The organism is Flavobacterium sp. (assembly GCF_046296355.1).
Lineage (GTDB): Bacteria > Bacteroidota > Bacteroidia > Flavobacteriales > Flavobacteriaceae > Flavobacterium.
In genome coordinates this window covers 1-17,423 of record NZ_JBKBLM010000022.1, presented here as the reverse complement: position 1 = coordinate 17,423, position 17,423 = coordinate 1, and the positions used below count along the sequence as shown (strand labels likewise).

Below are 17,423 nucleotides of genomic sequence, written 5' to 3'. Positions count from 1 at the left end.
CCGAAGCCGTATAAGTTGCTCCGTTTACCGACCATGTATAAGTATCACAAGCCGAAGCGGTAGTGGTATTTGAAGTACTTGGTGTAATGGTTAAATTCAAAGTTTCGGTATGACAATCTACCACTGAAGTATAAGTGCCCGAAGCCGTATAAGTTGCTCCGTTTACCGACCATGTATAAGTATCACAAGCCGAAGCGGTAGTGGTATTTGAAGTACTTGGTGTAATGGTTAAATTCAAAGTTTCGGTATGACAATCTACCACTGAAGTATAAGTGCCCGAAGCCGTATAAGTTGCTCCGTTTACCGACCATGTATAAGTATCACAAGCCGAAGCGGTAGTGGTATTTGAAGTACTTGGTGTAATGGTTAAATTCAAAGTTTCGGTATGACAATCTACCACTGAAGTATAAGTGCCCGAAGCCGTATAAGTTGCTCCGTTTACCGACCATGTATAAGTATCACAAGCCGAAGCGGTAGTGGTATTTGAAGTACTTGGTGTAATGGTTAAATTCAAAGTTTCGGTATGACAATCTACCACTGAAGTATAAGTGCCCGAAGCTGTATAACTCGCTCCATTTACCGACCATATATAACTGTCACAAGCCGAAGCGGTAGTGGTATTTGACGTGCTTGGCGTAATAGTTAAATTCAAAGTTTCGGTATGACAATCTACCACTGAAGTATAAGTACCCGAAGCAGTATAGGTCGCTCCGTTTACCGACCATGTATAAGTGTCACAAGCCGAGGCGGTAGTGGTATTTGAAGTGCTTGGTGTAATGGTTAAATTCAAAGTTTCATTAACAGTACATCCATTTAAATTGGTTGATGTACCCGTGTAAGTTCCACTCATAGTATAAGTCAATCCGGTTACTGACCAAACGTAGCTATCACAAGCTGATTCGTTAGTAACATTCGTTATTGGAGTTGTTGGTCCTGAAACCGTAACCGGCACAGTAACATTTGGACATCCTACATTTGAAACAACCACAGAATAGGTACCGACACTTAGTCCACTAATAGTAAAAGCTCCTGACACTAATGTTGCATTTTGCGAGGCACCTCCATCTATAGTATAACTAATCGCAGAAACACTGGGTGTTAAAGCTGACATTGTAATGGTAGCGGAACCATCAGTTCCTCCAAAACAATCTACATCTGTCACTACAGGTGTACCCAAAGTTGCACAATCTTGAGTTGACACATTTAACATGGCCGTTAAAGGTGCGGCTTGTGTATATAATAAACTAACTCCCGGTGAAAGAGCCGGTGCAGTAGTAGAATAAGAATAGGATGCTGCTCCCAAAGTCGCTCCATAAGGAAAAGCATTCACAGCGGTATTGGTTCTACCAATATTATTAGGTTGCAACCATAATTGGGCATCAGAATTGCTTGTCCAACTAGCTGTATTTGTCAATCTATATCTGCCAAAAGTATACGTCCCGTTTACAACATCAAATGCGGTATCTATAGTTAATGGTGAAGCCGTAATTCTTATATGCCCAGCAGTAACCGTACTAGGTGTCGTTGTATTTACCAAGCCTGCTATCGCTGCGCTTTTACCACCTATGTAGGCACAAGTAAGTGTACCTCCATTTACAATAGCGGTATTGTAATTAATACCCGCTGACATAGCAGACATTTTTTGTCCATCAGCAGCATCTCCGGCACCATCAATTGTAAGCATTACATCAAATTCTAAAGTGTTGGCTGTTGATGTAACGTTTGCCAAACTCACTGTAAAGTGAGTCCCAGATTCTTGAGCAAATCCAATAAAGGAGAGCATTAAAAAAATAAGAACCAATAATTTCTTGCTTGAAGTAGTGTTAATCATTTTTTATAAATTAAAATTAAATAAGTTTACCTTAAAAGTTAAATTTAATGTCGGAAAAACAGGTGAAAATCAATAATTTCTATACATTTTACCAGCTTTTAAACCTAGAAAAAAAAGGTTTAAAAGTAAGTCGCTCGACTAATAACATATAAAAGTAAAACAATTACTTAACCTAAAATAAATTTCTCTTTTTAATTTAGTGAAATTCAAAAGTGTTTTGCCCTAAATATCAACCATTATCTGATTAATTATTAACGATTTATAAAAACAAAAACTCCTCAATTTCTTGAGGAGCTGTAAATTTTAAATGAATTCTAAAGTGCGTTCTAATGCCATCCCTCTTGATCCTTTTATCAAAAGAATTTTGTGGCTAAAAGCATGGTCTGATAAAACTTTAGTGAAATCATCAAAAGTCGGATAAAAGTGAAGCCACTGACTTTTTATAGCATTTGCAAAAAAATCTTTTCCTACCAAATGACATTCAAAAGAACTCTCTTTGGCTAAAAAGTCGACAATAAATTTGTGCTCTGACAAACTTTCTGCTCCCAGTTCATACATATCACCAATAACAATTGCTTTGTTTGGTTTGTCTAATTGAATAAAATTCTCCAAAGCCACTTTCATACTACTCGGATTGGCATTATAAGCATCCAAGATGATTTCGTTTGTTCCTTTAGTCAGCAATTGAGAACGATTGTTCTCGGGAATATAGCTCTCAATCGCAGCTTTAATATCTGGTGACTGAACACCAAAATAATGTCCGATGGTAATGGCTGCACTGATATTATTGGCATTATACAAACCTATCAAATGAGAATTAATGTCAAAACCTAAAGCTTTAATTTTCACAAAAGGATTGGCTATTACACTTTCTATAATAACATCTGCACTTGCCTCTTTTTGGCTAAAAGTATATCGCTTGATATCGGTTGTCTTGCTGTTTTGAATATCATCATCTAAATTAACAAAGACAGATTTGGCATGGGTTTTCAAGTATGTATACATCTCGCTTTTCCCTTTAATCACACCTTCTACTCCTCCAAAACCTTCCAAATGAGCCTTTCCAAAATTTGTTATAAATCCGTAATCAGGTTGGGCAATTTCACAGAGGAATTCAATTTCTTTTTGATGATTGGCACCCATTTCCACTATTCCAACTTCGGTGTCCTTGGTAAAGGACAAAAGCGTTAACGGCACTCCTATGTGATTGTTCAAATTACCTGTAGTAGCAACGGTTTTGAATTTTTTTGACAAGACTACATTGATGAGCTCTTTGGTTGTTGTCTTTCCATTGCTACCTGTCAAAGCGATTATCGGAAGCTTTAAAAAATTCCTATGGTATTTGGCTAATTCCTGCAAAGCAATCAAGCTGTCTTCTACCAAAATAGTTCTCTCATCGATGTAATACTCTTGGTTATCAATTAATACATAAGCCGCGCCTTTGGCCAAAGCTTCTTTTGCAAAGGTATTGGCATCAAATCGTTCGCCTTTAATGGCTACAAACAAAGCGTTGGGAGCAATCCTTCTGGTATCTATAGAAACTTGGGAACACTTTAAAAATAAGTCGTGTATGTTCTGAATCGTCATTGGAATGGTATTAAAATAAAAAAGCCCTTAAAAATAGGGCTTTTTTGGTATTATATAAAACTATAATTAGTTTCTAGGTCTTTTCTTTTTGTCAGCTTTTGGTCCAACTCTAGACATTGCACATCTAAATCCGATGTAATCAGTGGCGATATCTTGCGGGAAGTATCTTCTTTGAGCAGGATCTAGCCAATAAGCTCTGTCTCTCCATGAACCTCCTTTGTAAACTCTAACATCGTCATTAACCAAAGTGGTTCTTTTATTTGACTTGTCATATTTTTTCACCATGTTACCTAAACTGTCTGTAGAAACATTGTGTTTTGGCGAGTCGTACATTCTTTGGTCGTCTCTCAACTTTCCTTTTTCATCTCCTTCTTCTGAGTTACCAAACTTAAAGTATCGGGTTGATTGTTTGTCACCATCACGATAGTTTCTGTTGTCAGATTTGTCGAAGTTTTGTCTTAAATAAGTTTCATTTTCATCAACAGGAGTTTGAGCAATTTGTCCAGGGAAATTTCTTGAAACGATTTTACCGTTAGACAAAGTATCAAATTTTTGTGTTTCAGCAGTTACTAATTCTACTTTACCGTCTTCTCCGATTTTGTTTTTCATGTAAACGTTACCTCTGTAGTAGTTGAAGTCATTGGCTTCATCATCAACAATCGGTCTGTAAACATCCGCAACCCATTCGGCTACGTTTCCTGCCATATCATACAACCCGAAATCGTTTGGTGGATATGATTTAACTTTGTTAGTAATATCGGCGCCATCATCAGACCAACCTGCGATTCCACCGTAATCTCCTTTTCCTTGTTTAAAGTTAGCCAATTGGTCACCTCTAACTTGTCTTTTACCCGAACGAGTATAAGTACCTGACCAAGGATATTTCTTTTGCCCTTTATAAGCATTGTACTCTCTTTGTCCTACATCTGCAGCAGCAGCATATTCCCATTCTGCTTCAGTTGGAAGTCTGTACTCAGGTAAAATTAAACCTGAACTTCTTTGTGCATAAACATTTTTAGGACTATTTCCGGCTGTATTTGTACTTCCGGCAGCAGCTTTTGGAGCTTTACCTGCTTTTTGCCCTTTTTGTAAAACAAGATTAGTGTCTCCTCCTTTAGCTGTAGAAGGAGAAGCAAGATAAGCTTCGGTACTGAACACCTTATCAGCTGTCATGTCTGTAACTTTTGAATCTTTCTTCAAGAAACGTTGGTCTTCAAGAATTTTTTCGTTTACACGGTCAGTTCTCCAAATGGCGAACTCAGTAGCTTGTATCCAATTCACACCAACTACAGGATATTCAGCATATGCCGGATGTCTTAAGTAGTTATTGGTCATTGTTTCATTATACCCTAAACGGTTTCTCCATACTAATGTATCAGGAGAAGCACCTTCATAAATATTTTTGTAATTTTCTTGATCCGGTGGGAAAACAGTTTTTAACCAATTCAAGTACTCCATGTACATCATATTGGTTACCTCAGTTTCATCCATGTAGAATGACATAACGTGTTGCTGATTTGGAGTATTATTCCAATCGTGCATTACATCATCCTGAACTTTACCCATGGTAAATGTTCCACCTTCAACCATTACTAAACCTGGACCTGTTGCTTGCTTTTTGAATTTCGAAGCATACTGAAAACCACCTTTTTTATCGTTGATTTTCCATCCGGTAGCTTTGGAACCACCTTTCGAATCGGATTTTTTACTACAACTAGTAAAACCAATCATTATCACTAATGATAGTAATAATTTTACAGCAATAATTTTGTTTACTTTCATACTTTTAGTAGGTAAAAATTTAGAGCCGCAATATAGGAATTAACCATTAAATTGCAACATCTTTTTTAAATTAATACTAAATCCGCCTTTCTCTGACGCATTTTATATACAACGCAAAAATAATAGTTTTATTGTATTTTGGCGTAAAAAAAATATTTTTTTCCTTTTTTATACTATTTTGTTGAAATTTGCGTTTATTACATACTATGAAAAAGATTACTACTGTTTTATTGCTATTTGTTACCTTCATAGGTTTTTCTCAAGAGCAAGGAAGCATCACCCTCAATTGGACCGAAAAAAAAGGTTTCTCTCACGGTGATTATTCCTTTAACATTCCTCATTTCAATATCGAAAATTATCATTTCGACAGTTATACTAAAACAGTAAACTATCTCCTAACTATTAATCTCACAGGTGTTGTCGATGAAAATAGTATTCAAATCAGAAATCTGGTCTACGAATCTATAACCGAAAATCAGCTAGGAGATTTAGAACTTAAAAATATCCCTACTGCCTTTAAGTACCAATTTAAAACCAACATTGCACGCGATAAATTTTACGGTCAATTATCCGTTTCCCCAATTATTAAGGAAGGGAATGCCTTTAAAAAACTAGTGTCTTTCAGTTATAATATTCTACAAAATCAAACCAACAGAAATAACAATACTACCATTAATGTAAATGCAATTCAAAATTCGCTACTAAGCTCAGGAAATTGGTATCGCTTTTATGTTCAAAAATCGGGTGTATATAAAATCACCAAAAATTTCTTACGCAGTATAGGCCTCGATACGAATGTTGACCCCAGAAAAATCAAAATTTACGGTAGCGGAGGCAGAATGTTACCTTTACTAAACTCAGCTGCCTATCCGATAGATTTAGAAGAAAATGCTATTCAATTTATTGGTGAGACCGACGGTGCTTTTGACAGTCAAGATTATATTCTTTTTTATGCCGAAGGGTTAGACAATTGGAACGACGACTACAAAACCAATTTAAATATTTACACCGAAAGAGCTTATTATTATGTAACCGCAACCGGCGGAGATAACGGCAAAAGAATTCCTGATTTAGTGCAACCCTCAGGAAGTGCTACTACCACTATTACCACTTTTGACGATTACCAATTTCACGAAACAGAAAAAACCAATTTTACCCGTTTGGGGCGCATTTGGTTTGGAGAAGATTTTAATGTTGATAACGAACAAGAATTCGACTTTAACTTCCCCAATTTAGTAACCTCTGCTCCTATTCAAATATCGGTACATGCCGGTTCAGCAGCTTTTACACCTACAAGTTTTAAAGCAGAGGCCAATTCTCAACTCGTTGGCAACATCAATCTTTCTGCACTCAGCGCTACCAGCAGTACAAAAATTTTGGTTGGCATTTTAACCAACAATGTTACCGTTTCCTCCGAAGATGTAAGTGTTAAAATCACCTATGACAACGGAGGCATTCCGAGTTCCAGAGGTTATTTAGATTTCATAAACATCAAAGCCAAAAGAAATTTGCAGGGTTACGGAAAACAATTCAGGTTTCAATATGACCAAGCTAATTCACTAAACGGAATTGGAGAATACCAAATTTCAAATGCTTCCGGCATAAGTCAGGTTTGGGATATTACAGATATTTATAATGTAACTAAAGTTGAAAACGCAGCCCAAAGTTCATTTTCATTTAAATCAGACCTTGGCGAAATCAGAAAATACATTGCCATCGACAACAACGATTTGCTTTCTCCCTCAAAAGAATATAAATCAAAAGTTGACAATCAAAACTTAAAAGGCACTGTATTCAATAATGCTCAAGGACAATTTCAAGATATTGACTATTTGATTATAACGCCAAAAGACCTAAACACGCAAGCTGAAAAGCTGGCCAATTTCCATAGAAATTACTCGAGTTTAAACGTTAAAGTAGTCAATTTAGAAAACATATATGCGGAATTCTCTTCCGGAAAGCAAGATATTTGTGCGATCCGAAATTTTGTCAAATATGTATACGATAACGGTTCATCAAACAGTACTAGGGTAAAATACTTAAACCTTTTTGGTGACGGTTCTTATGATTATAAAGACCAAATCCCCAACAACACCAACATTGTCCCTACGTACCAAGGACTAAATGGCTTTACCGAATCAGAAGCCTCTTTTACTTCCGATGACTTCTTTGGGATGATGTCGCCTGACGAAGGTCGATTAGATTATGGCGTTTTACCTTTAAACGGTACTATGAGCATTGGTTACGATTTTGGCGGTATCGACATTGCTGTCGGAAGAATGATTGTAAGTTCTCCGCAACAAGCCGAAGAAATGGTCAATAAAGTGATTGAATATCACGATTTAAAATCTTACGGAAGCTGGAGAAATATTTATGTCGCTATTGGTGACGATCCTAATTTAGACCAACCTAGTGACCGACAGTTACAGTTCTACCAAAACCGATTAGCCGACCGTATTGCACTGGAAAAACCATTCATAAACACCAACAAAATTCTTTTAGATTCTTATGTTCAAGAAACTTCAGCCGGTGGAAAACGCTATCCGAAAGCAAGAGAAGATATTTTTGCAGCCTTTGAAAAAGGCGCTTTGGTGTTTAATTATTTAGGACATGGTGGTGAAGACGGACTCTCAGAAGAACGCATTTGGGAAAAATCAGACGGACAAAATTTAGCCAATCGTTACAAATACCCCTTATTCATTACCATTACTTGTGACTTTTCCAGATTTGACAATCCATACCGTCCAACTGCCGGTGAATATACTTTCTGGAATCCGAGAGGTGGAGCGATTTCAATGATTACAACCGTTCGTTCCATCGGTCAATCAACCGCACAATATTTTAATGATGTTTTGGCCCAATATTTATTTGCCTATGGGAGTAACCAATACACTACAATTGCGGAAGCTTTGCGTTTGGCTAAAAACACCGGACCAAATTCGGCCACGAATATTGTTTTCTATTTAGGAGATCCGGCCCTAATGTTAGCCATTCCAAAACCTAAAATTGTGTTGACTAAAGTCAACGACATGCCCATAACCGGTCCAATAGATGATTTCAAATCTTTAGCTTACATGAAATTATCGGGAGAAGTTTTAGATCAAAATAACAACCTAATGCCGACCTACAACGGGGAATTGTCCATCAATATTTTTGACAAAACCATCACTGTAAATACCCTTCGAAATGACGGTTCAGACGCCATGGTTTCTATAAACGGACCATTGGCTACTACCATGCCATTTGCCGCTTTGGGCGAAACTATTTTCAGAGGTAACGCTTCTATCACTAACGGTCAGTTTGAATTTGGATTTGTGGTACCAAGAGACATCAGAATTCCACTTGACTACGGAAGAGTGAGTTTCTACAGCAAACGCAATCAAATATTATTAGACAAAACAGGGTACAATACCGATATAAAAATAGGTGGAATTAATACCAATGCCGCCGTTGACAATATCGGACCAACTGTAAGGCTATACATGAATGATGAAACCTTCGTCAATGGAGGAATTACCAATGCCTCTCCTTTTTTGTTGGCCATTTTAGAAGATGCCAACGGAATTAACACAGCCAGTGGAATCGGTCACGATATTGTCGGAATCCTTGATGGTGACGAGAGTAATCCCTTCATCATGAACGACTATTACGAAACCGAATTGGATGATTATACCAAAGGAAGGGTTTATTTCCCTTACCGCAATTTAGCACCCGGTTTACATACCATTACTTTCAAAGCTTGGGATGTTTACAACAATCCTATCACAGCCGAAATTCAGTTCATCGTAATTGGCGATGAAAGTGTTTCTATAAACAATGTCTTGAATTATCCGAATCCATTTGTGAGTTATACCGAATTTTGGTTTTCACACAACAGACCATTCGAACCTTTAGAAGTACAAGTACAAGTAATGACCATTACTGGGAAAATTGTTTGGTCCAAAAACCAAACTGTAACCACCGATGGTTTCCTTTGCAGAGAAATAACTTGGGATGGAAAAGATGACTTTGGCGACCGAATCGGTAAAGGGGTTTATGTCTATAAATTGACCGTAAAATCCACTTTATCGAATAAAAAAGCAGAAAAAATAGAAAAACTTGTAATCCTTTAGGAAAATACTATATTTGTTAACTTTTATTAAAATGAAGATGAAAAAAATTGCAGTCCTTTTTATATTATTTACCACCATACAATCGATAAAAGCCCAAGAAGACAGTCGTGTTATTACAACAGGAGTTCCCTTTTTATTAGTAGCCGCTGATGCCCGTGCCGCCGGTATGGCAGACCAAGGGGTTGCTACTTCAGCTGATGCTTTTTCCCAACAATGGAATCCTGCTAAATATGCTTTTTCACTAGACAAACAAGGGTTCACTGCAAGTTACACACCTTATTTAACCGATTTAGTTAACGATATATCCTTAGGACAAGCCACTTATTATAACCGATTTGGTGAAGATGGCAGAAGTGCTTTTGCTTTTAGTTTGCGTTATTTTGGATTAGGGGAAATCGAGTTCAGAAGAGAAGCTGATGATCCCGCACAAATTGTAAAACCAAACGAATTAGCTTTAGACGGTTCCTACTCTTTGAAACTAAGCGAAAGATTCGCCATGTCTGTAGCGGGACGTTATATCCGTTCCCAATTAAGATTTCCAACAGAGTCGGGCGGTGATGCCAAACCAGCCAGTTCATTTGCCTTTGATATTGCCGGTTTTTACCAAGGAGAAGAAACCGCTTTATCCGACTTTAACGGTCGCTTAAGATTAGGGTTCAACTTTCAAAACTTAGGCCCAAAAATTAATTATGACGCGGGTCAATCAGATGAAAATAGCGCTAACTTCCTTCCTGCCAACATGAGATTAGGCGGTGGATATGATTTTATCTTTGACGAGTACAATAAAGTATCTGTTAGTGTTGAATTGGCCAAACTTTTGGTGCCAACCCCACAAAGTGCAGATTTAGATGGTGACGGATTAGTAACCACACCGGAAGAATTAGCTTTAAGAGATCAAAACAATGCCGAATACAACAAAATCAACTGGGTTTCGGGCGTTTTTAAATCATTCAACGATGCGCCGGGCGGTTTTAGCGAAGAACTTCAAGAGTTCACCTATTCTATCGGTGCCGAATATTTATACCAAGAATCATTCGCCATGCGTTTAGGGTATTTCAATGAAAGCCCTGAAAAAGGAGCCCGAAAATTTTTCTCTCTGGGTGCCGGTTTTAAATACAACGTAGTTAAAGTAGATGTATCTTATCTATTCTCCGCGTCTAAAGTAAAAAACCCATTAGAAAACACACTGCGTTTCTCGTTAACGTTTAACTTTGGTGATAAATACGAAGAATATTAGTAGACAAACCATCATAAATACAACATCCAAATTTCTCCTTTGAAATTTGGATTTTTTTTCCTCAATAATGAAATAAAAATATGCCATTCGAATGAAGCAAATAAACATCAATACCTCGTTTACCGTTTTTTCATCTGCGGAAGAGCTTCCTCAAGAAGTACAATCCTTGATGCAACAAGCTGTCGAAATCAGAAAGAAAGCTTATGCGCCTTATTCCAAATTCAGAGTCGGCACAGCATTGCTTTTGGATAACGGAAAAGTCGTTTTGGGTTCCAACCAAGAAAACGCAGCATATCCATCCGGTCTTTGTGCCGAAAGGGTTGCTATTTTTCAAAGTGGTGCTATTTATCCTGAGGCCAAAATTATCAAATTAGCGGTTACTGCCGCCTCAGACAATAATGAAACTAAGTCGCCAATTCCGCCATGCGGTGCTTGTCGCCAATCGATTTCGGAATATGAATTCAAACAAGATTCCCCAATCGAAATCTATTTTATGGGGGAAAGTGGCGAGGTTTACAAATCGGATTCGATTAAAAATTTATTACCACTGAGTTTCGATAAAAACTTCTTGTAATAAGCAAAAATTACTGCCTTTAAATTTTACTTCTTACGGGGAATGTTTTACTTTTGCCTTTCGCAAATTTGTGTGTGAGTGAACTATTTTGCGTTGAATCATATTTAGAACTTAATAACGCTTTAGCAAAAAGTAACAAATGAAAGAAGTAACAAGAGAAGTTTATTTAAAATGGTATGAAGACATGCTGTTTTGGAGAAAGTTTGAAGACAAACTTGCCGCACTCTATATTCAACAAAAAGTCAGAGGATTTCTTCACTTATATAATGGTCAGGAAGCCGTTTTAGCCGGTGCATTGCACGCTATGAACTTAGGCGGAAAAGACAAAATGATTACAGCCTATCGTAATCACGTTCAACCAATCGGAATGGGTGTTGACCCAAGAAAAGTAATGGCTGAACTTTTAGGAAAAGTAACAGGAACGTCCAAAGGAATGGGTGGTTCAATGCACATCTTTTCAAAAGAACACGGATTTTATGGTGGTCATGGTATCGTAGGAGCTCAAATTCCTGTGGGTGCCGGTATGGCTTTCGCCGATAAATATTTCGAAACCGGTGGGGTTACCTTAACCTATTTTGGGGATGGTGCAGCCCGTCAAGGTTCGTTACACGAAGCTTTCAACATGGCCATGTTATGGAAATTACCCGTAGTATTCATTTGTGAAAACAATGGTTATGCGATGGGAACTTCTGTAGAAAGAACCGCTAATCACACTGATATTTGGAAACTAGGTTTAGGATACGAAATGCCTTGCGGACCGGTAGACGGAATGAATCCGGTGAAAGTAGCTGAAGCCATGCACGAAGCAATGGAAAGAGCACGCCGTGGTGACGGACCAACATTTTTAGAAATGAAAACATACCGTTACAGAGGTCACTCAATGTCGGATGCCCAATTATACCGTTCGAAAGACGAAGTAGAAGAATACAAAAAAATTGACCCAATCACCCAAGTATTGGATGTCATCAAAGAGAAAAAGTACGCGACCGATGCAGAAATTGAAGTGATAGACGAAAGAGTAAAAGATTTAGTAGAAGAGTGTGCCACATTCGCCGAAGAATCTCCTTTCCCGGAAGTGCAACAATTGTATGATGTGGTTTACGAACAAGAAAATTATCCTTTCATCCCTCACAGACTATAATTATGGCAACAAAAATCACAATGCCGCGTTTGAGCGACACGATGACGGAAGGAACTGTAGCCACTTGGTTAAAAAAAGTAGGCGACACCATTAAAGAAGGAGACATTATAGCCGAAATCGAAACTGATAAAGCAACCATGGAGTTTGAATCTTTCAACGCCGGTACTTTATTATACATCGGAATCAAAGAAGGAGAAACTGCTGCAGTTGATTCACTTTTAGCGATTATCGGAAAAGAAGGGGAAGACATTTCAGGATTAATTTCTGGAACAGCTACAGCTACTGAAGCAAAAACTGATGCAACTCCTGCTCCGGCAGAAAGTGCTCCGGTTGCAACTGCTGAAGCTCCAAAATCAACCGAACTTCCAAAAGGAGTTGTAGTAGTAACTATGCCTCGTCTAAGTGATACAATGACCGAAGGCACAGTAGCGACTTGGTTGAAAAAAGTAGGAGACGAAGTAAAAGAAGGCGACATTTTAGCCGAAATCGAAACCGATAAAGCGACCATGGAATTCGAATCTTTCAACGCCGGTACTTTATTATTCATCGGAATCAATCAAGGACAATCGGCACCGGTTGACAGTGTTTTAGCCATCATCGGTCCGGCAGGAACAGACATCAACGGCATAGCCGAAAATTATAAAAAAGGTGGCGCTGCTTCTATAGCAGCAAGTGCTCCGGAAGCACATTCTGTCACGCCGAGCGCAGTCGAGGTGCCTCAAACAGCCGATGGCGGAAGAATTTTTGCTTCCCCATTGGCCAAACAAATTGCTAAAGACAAAGGAATCAACTTATCGCAAGTAAAAGGTTCAGGTGAAAACGGACGTATCACGAAAAGTGATGTAGAGAATTTCACTCCATCAGCGGCTGCACCAAGTCAAGTGGTCCAACCAACAACAGATAACGCACAACCTGCTGCAACAGTGGCAAAACCATTTGTACCAGCCGGAGAAAAATTCAGCGAAGAAATCAAAAATTCGCAAATGCGTAAAACCATTGCGCGTCGTTTAGCTGAATCTAAATTCACCGCGCCTCACTACTACTTAACCATAGAAGTAGCGATGGACGAAGCGATGAAATCTCGGGCGGTTATCAATACCGTTCCTGATACGAAAGTATCATTTAACGATATGGTAGTAAAAGCATGTGCTATGGCGCTTAAAAAGCATCCGCAAGTAAATTCACAATGGAAAGAAGAGGCAATGATTATCAATCACCATGTGAATATTGGCGTGGCGGTAGCCGTTGAAGACGGATTGGTAGTTCCGGTATTGAACTTTACAGACCAAATGAGCCTGACTCAAATTGGCGCCAGTGTGAGAGACTTAGCCGGCAAAGCCAAAAACAAAAAACTAACGCCTGCCGAAATGGACGGAAGTACGTTTACCGTTTCTAACTTAGGAATGTTTGGCATTCAATCCTTCACTTCAATCATCAACCAACCAAATTCGGCTATCCTATCCGTAGGAGCGATTGAAGAAAAACCGGTAGTAAGAAACGGTCAGATTGTGGTTGGAAATACCATGACGCTAACATTAGCTTGCGACCACAGAACCGTTGACGGTGCAACAGGAGCACAATTCTTGCAAACGCTTAGAATCTTCTTAGAGAATCCGGTAACGATGTTGGCATAAGAATAAAATTTCCTTATAACAATAAAACCCGCTCAATTGAGTGGGTTTTTTAATTTACTCCTTCACAAACCTCAACACCTGTTTCACACCTTCATTATTAGTCAACTGCAAAACATAATGTCCTTCGGCCAAGGTTTTAATCGCTATACCACTGCCTTCATCCCCCAGTTGACCTTCTTCTATTTTCATGCCAAGCAAATTATAAATCACATAGTGCATAGGCTCTTTAATAGACACGTAAAGCATTTCAGTGGTCGGATTAGGATACACCTCTAAACTAGCTTTTATAATCTCCTCTGCTCCCAGTGTGCAATTACTCGTACCAAACTTAGCCACAAAAAAATCAGTCTCACTACCATCATTATTTAAAATAGTACTCCCATTGATAGTGATATTATTCGCAAACCGACCGCCTACTACATAATTGCCAAAAACATCAGTAGTCATATAACCTATGGTTTCACTAATACCATTAGTACTGCTAAGCTTGGTTTTATCTATATAGGCGCCCGTTACTTTGTCAAAACGAAATATCGAGGCATCAGCTCCCCCATTAGGAACAACAGGATAAGAACCGCCGGACCAGTTAAGCATGTGAACATCCGGAGAAACGGCAATCTCATTACCATTAATCGCTAAAGCTCTCCCGCCTACACTACCTACTGTTACCCCATTGCTACCCCATACCAAAGTGCCATCAGTGTTCAACTTAAACAAGTAAGGCTTGGCATGAACACTACCACTTTGCACGGTATAGGTATCATAGGTATCCCCATCCTCACAAATTCCGGTTATATACAAATATCCATCTAAATCTATAGCAAAATCATATAACCCTCTTCCTCCTGTACTTCCATCAGTGGTTACCGTCTTTACCCATAAAAACTGTCCTGTAGCACTAAAACAAGCTACATAATAAGGATTCGTAAATGTTTGACCACCTATCGTAAAACTCGCATCATTCGAATACTTATTACCGGCAAAATAAAAGTTACCGTTAACAGGGTGCTTTTTAATATTACAAATCTTTCGTTGTGATGCTAGCTGACTTACACTCATGTCTAAAGGCATAGCACTCACAAAATCCCCTAAGGCATTGTATTGTAATAAAAAATAAGTCAACCCCACCGTGGTATTGGTAAATTGTCCGTCAGCATAAATCCCGTCTTTCAATTTAGCCAAAATATAAGAAGTCCCATCCGCCGATAAATCAAAATCATAAAAACCTGATTGACCATAATCAGTATTTGTTAAACCATCAGCTTGCGGAAATCGATACCACAAAAGATTACCGGTGGCACCACTGTATTTAGCAATATAAATTCGTTTTCGATTCACTGTTGAATACGGTAAAGTGGTAGTAACATCAAAATGAAAAAGAGGGTCAAATTGGTCTCCGTAACTGGGTCTACCTATTACATATACGTCACCATTAGCATCTACCTGCATATTCTGAATATAGTCATCCAAAGGACCTCCTATTACGGTACTCCAACGGTAAGTACCGTTACAGGTAAAACTGGCAATAACATTGTCATCAAACCCATAACTCGGTTGGGGGTTACCATCAACATCAACACTTCCGGGAGATAAAGGTGATAGAATATAAACATTCCCTTGAGAATCGGTCTCTATGGCCCTTACATCCTCCTCATAAGTAGAACCACTAACACCGTTACCGCCACCACGCTTACCCCATTGCCAACTTTGGCCATAAAGACCAAAGCTGAACAATAAAGTTAGGATTACTATTTTTTTTTCATGATTATAAGATTTAAAATACACACCGATACAAACAAATTTATAGAAAAAAATCAAAACTTTAACAAAACTTTAAAACTTATCTCACAAACTTTGGCAAGCCATTTGTAAAGGGTTTTGTGTGAAATAATTCACAACCAATCTTTAAACTTTTTATTATGAGCACATTTTCAGAAATCGGACATGCAAAAAACATTGCCAACTTCCAAGACCTAATTGCTTTCGTAGAAGGCTACGGGTCAATGTACAACCCCTCAAAAGACGCATTAAAACTACCACAATTAAATAACTTAGTCACCCTCTCCCAAGCACACCTTGCAGAGGTAATCACAAAAAACACTGCCTTCAACAATGCAGTAAATGACAGAATAATTGAGTTCGCAAACCTAAAAGGGCTCTCAACCAGAGTTATAAACGCTCTTGAAACTACAGACGCCACCAAAGAAAAAATTAACAACGCAAAAACATTCAATCGCAAACTCCAAGGTAAAAGAGCTTCGCAACCAACAACACCGGCAGACCCTAACGCTCCGGCACCCAATACCATCAGTGCAAGCCAACAATCCTATGATCAACAAATCCAACATCTAGGCGGTTTAATCGCAGTACTGCAAACCGAAGCAAGCTACACCCCAAACGAAACTGACCTTACCATTGCTAGTCTAACAGCTAAGCAAACCAGTCTAAACGTAAAAAACAATGCAGTTTCTGTAGCCTATGCAAGTGTCAGCAACTCAAGAATAACCCGCAATAACACACTCTACAGCGAAGAATCAGGCCTAGTAGAAATAGCCTCCGAAGTAAAAAAATACATAAAATCAATTTTCGGAGCCACCAGCCAAGAATACGCACAAGTAAAAGGAATACAATTCAAAAAAATAAGAGTATAGCAAACCCAAAATTAGATTTCCTACTACTCCATTAAGGAAACTCGCCACTGCGAGAAGAAAACACCTTACTGCTAATAGAAAACCACTAACTGCAGTAAGGTTTTTTATTACTGCTAAATGAAAACTCCTCACTGCAACCAGATTTCTCACTACTGCAAAAAGAAAACTCCTCACTGCAACTAGATATCTCGCTACTGCAAAAAGAAAACTCCTCACTGCAACTAGATATCTCGCTACTGCAACAAGAAAACTCCTCACTACAACTAGATTTCTAGCCACTGCAAAAAGAAAACTCCCTACTGCAATTAGATTTCTCGCTACTGCAAAAAACACAATCGTAATAACAATAGTGTCACCCTGAGTTTGTCGAAGGGCAACCCACGGTAAAACATTTGATATTAAGAATTTGATATTAAGAGGAGGAAGCCAGTGGGCTTCAGGCCTGCCTGCCGGCAGTCAGGTACGCGAACTTGAGTTCGCCTATAAGTATAAAACAAAAAACCCTATCCAAATAAATGAATAGGGTTTTATAAAAAAAAGCCTGCCTGCCGGTAGGCAGGGCGGCGACATACTCTCCCACATAACTGCAGTACCATCTGCGCAATCGGGCTTAACTGCTCTGTTCGGAATGGGAAGACCTGCCTGCCGGCAGGCAGGGGTGAGCCCCGACATTTGATATTAAGAGGAGGAAGCCCAGTGGGCTTCAGGTATTTTTAAAACTTCTTAAAAACAAAAAACCCCGTTCGTTAGAACAGGGTTTTATAAAAAAAGGCGGCGACATACTCTCCCACATAACTGCAGTACCATCTGCGCAATCGGGCTTAACTACTCTGTTCGGAATGGGAAGAGGTGAGCCCCGACGCAATAACCACCT

General features: G+C 38.7%; 9 protein-coding genes, 2 rRNA genes and 1 pseudogene. 6 read left to right on the top strand and 6 right to left on the bottom strand.

Going from position 1 to position 17,423, the window contains the following annotated elements:
- From ACK4HO_RS09450 to gldJ, 3 genes and pseudogenes are all read right to left on the bottom strand, one after another.
- Positions 1-1,831: pseudogene (locus ACK4HO_RS09450) on the bottom strand (secretion protein); the annotation flags it as partial.
- Between the two features lie 303 nt (positions 1,832-2,134).
- Entirely contained in the window at positions 2,135-3,418 is a 1,284-nt protein-coding gene (murF, locus tag ACK4HO_RS09445; protein WP_409665200.1) for a UDP-N-acetylmuramoyl-tripeptide--D-alanyl-D-alanine ligase, read from the bottom strand.
- A 66-nt stretch (positions 3,419-3,484) separates the two neighbouring features.
- The gene (gene gldJ, locus ACK4HO_RS09440) at positions 3,485-5,200 is read right to left on the bottom strand and encodes a gliding motility lipoprotein GldJ (RefSeq protein WP_409665198.1); all 1,716 of its coding nucleotides are present in this window, start codon (positions 5,198-5,200) and stop codon (positions 3,485-3,487) included.
- Positions 5,201-5,406: 206 nt separating this feature from the next.
- On the opposite strand from gldJ, the gene porU reads away from it, so the two are divergent.
- From porU to ACK4HO_RS09415, 5 genes are all read left to right on the top strand, one after another.
- Positions 5,407-9,312 (top strand): type IX secretion system sortase PorU, encoded by a 3,906-nt coding sequence (gene porU, locus ACK4HO_RS09435; protein ID WP_409665196.1) that lies wholly within the window; start codon positions 5,407-5,409, stop codon positions 9,310-9,312.
- 37 nt (positions 9,313-9,349) lie between these two features.
- Positions 9,350-10,549, top strand: coding sequence for a type IX secretion system outer membrane channel protein PorV (gene porV / locus ACK4HO_RS09430; protein ID WP_409665195.1), 1,200 nt, complete (start codon positions 9,350-9,352; stop codon positions 10,547-10,549).
- 91 nt (positions 10,550-10,640) lie between these two features.
- Complete coding sequence (cdd, locus tag ACK4HO_RS09425; RefSeq protein WP_409665193.1) at positions 10,641-11,123, top strand: cytidine deaminase; 483 nt, start codon at positions 10,641-10,643, stop codon at positions 11,121-11,123.
- Between the two features lie 139 nt (positions 11,124-11,262).
- On the top strand, positions 11,263-12,264 hold the full coding sequence (gene pdhA / locus ACK4HO_RS09420) for a pyruvate dehydrogenase (acetyl-transferring) E1 component subunit alpha (RefSeq protein ID WP_409665191.1): 1,002 nt from the start codon (positions 11,263-11,265) through the stop codon (positions 12,262-12,264).
- Between the two features lie 2 nt (positions 12,265-12,266).
- A complete protein-coding gene (locus ACK4HO_RS09415; RefSeq protein WP_409665189.1) occupies positions 12,267-13,898 on the top strand; it encodes a 2-oxo acid dehydrogenase subunit E2 in 1,632 nt (543 codons plus the stop codon).
- A 54-nt stretch (positions 13,899-13,952) separates the two neighbouring features.
- Here the strand turns inward: ACK4HO_RS09415 and ACK4HO_RS09410 are convergent, their stop codons facing one another.
- Positions 13,953-15,683: a T9SS type A sorting domain-containing protein gene (locus ACK4HO_RS09410; protein ID WP_409665187.1), complete on the bottom strand. Its 1,731-nt coding sequence runs from the start codon at positions 15,681-15,683 to the stop codon at positions 13,953-13,955.
- 134 nt (positions 15,684-15,817) lie between these two features.
- Here ACK4HO_RS09410 and ACK4HO_RS09405 point away from each other — a divergent pair, with 134 nt between their 5' ends.
- Positions 15,818-16,549, top strand: a complete 732-nt coding sequence (locus tag ACK4HO_RS09405; RefSeq protein WP_409665185.1) for a hypothetical protein — start codon at positions 15,818-15,820, stop codon at positions 16,547-16,549.
- Between the two features lie 555 nt (positions 16,550-17,104).
- On the opposite strand, the gene rrf (ACK4HO_RS09400) is transcribed toward ACK4HO_RS09405, so the two are convergent.
- Both rrf (ACK4HO_RS09400) and rrf (ACK4HO_RS09395) read right to left on the bottom strand, forming a co-directional pair.
- Positions 17,105-17,217 (bottom strand): 5S ribosomal RNA (gene rrf, locus ACK4HO_RS09400).
- A 98-nt stretch (positions 17,218-17,315) separates the two neighbouring features.
- Positions 17,316-17,423, bottom strand: a 5S ribosomal RNA gene (rrf, locus tag ACK4HO_RS09395); the annotation flags it as partial.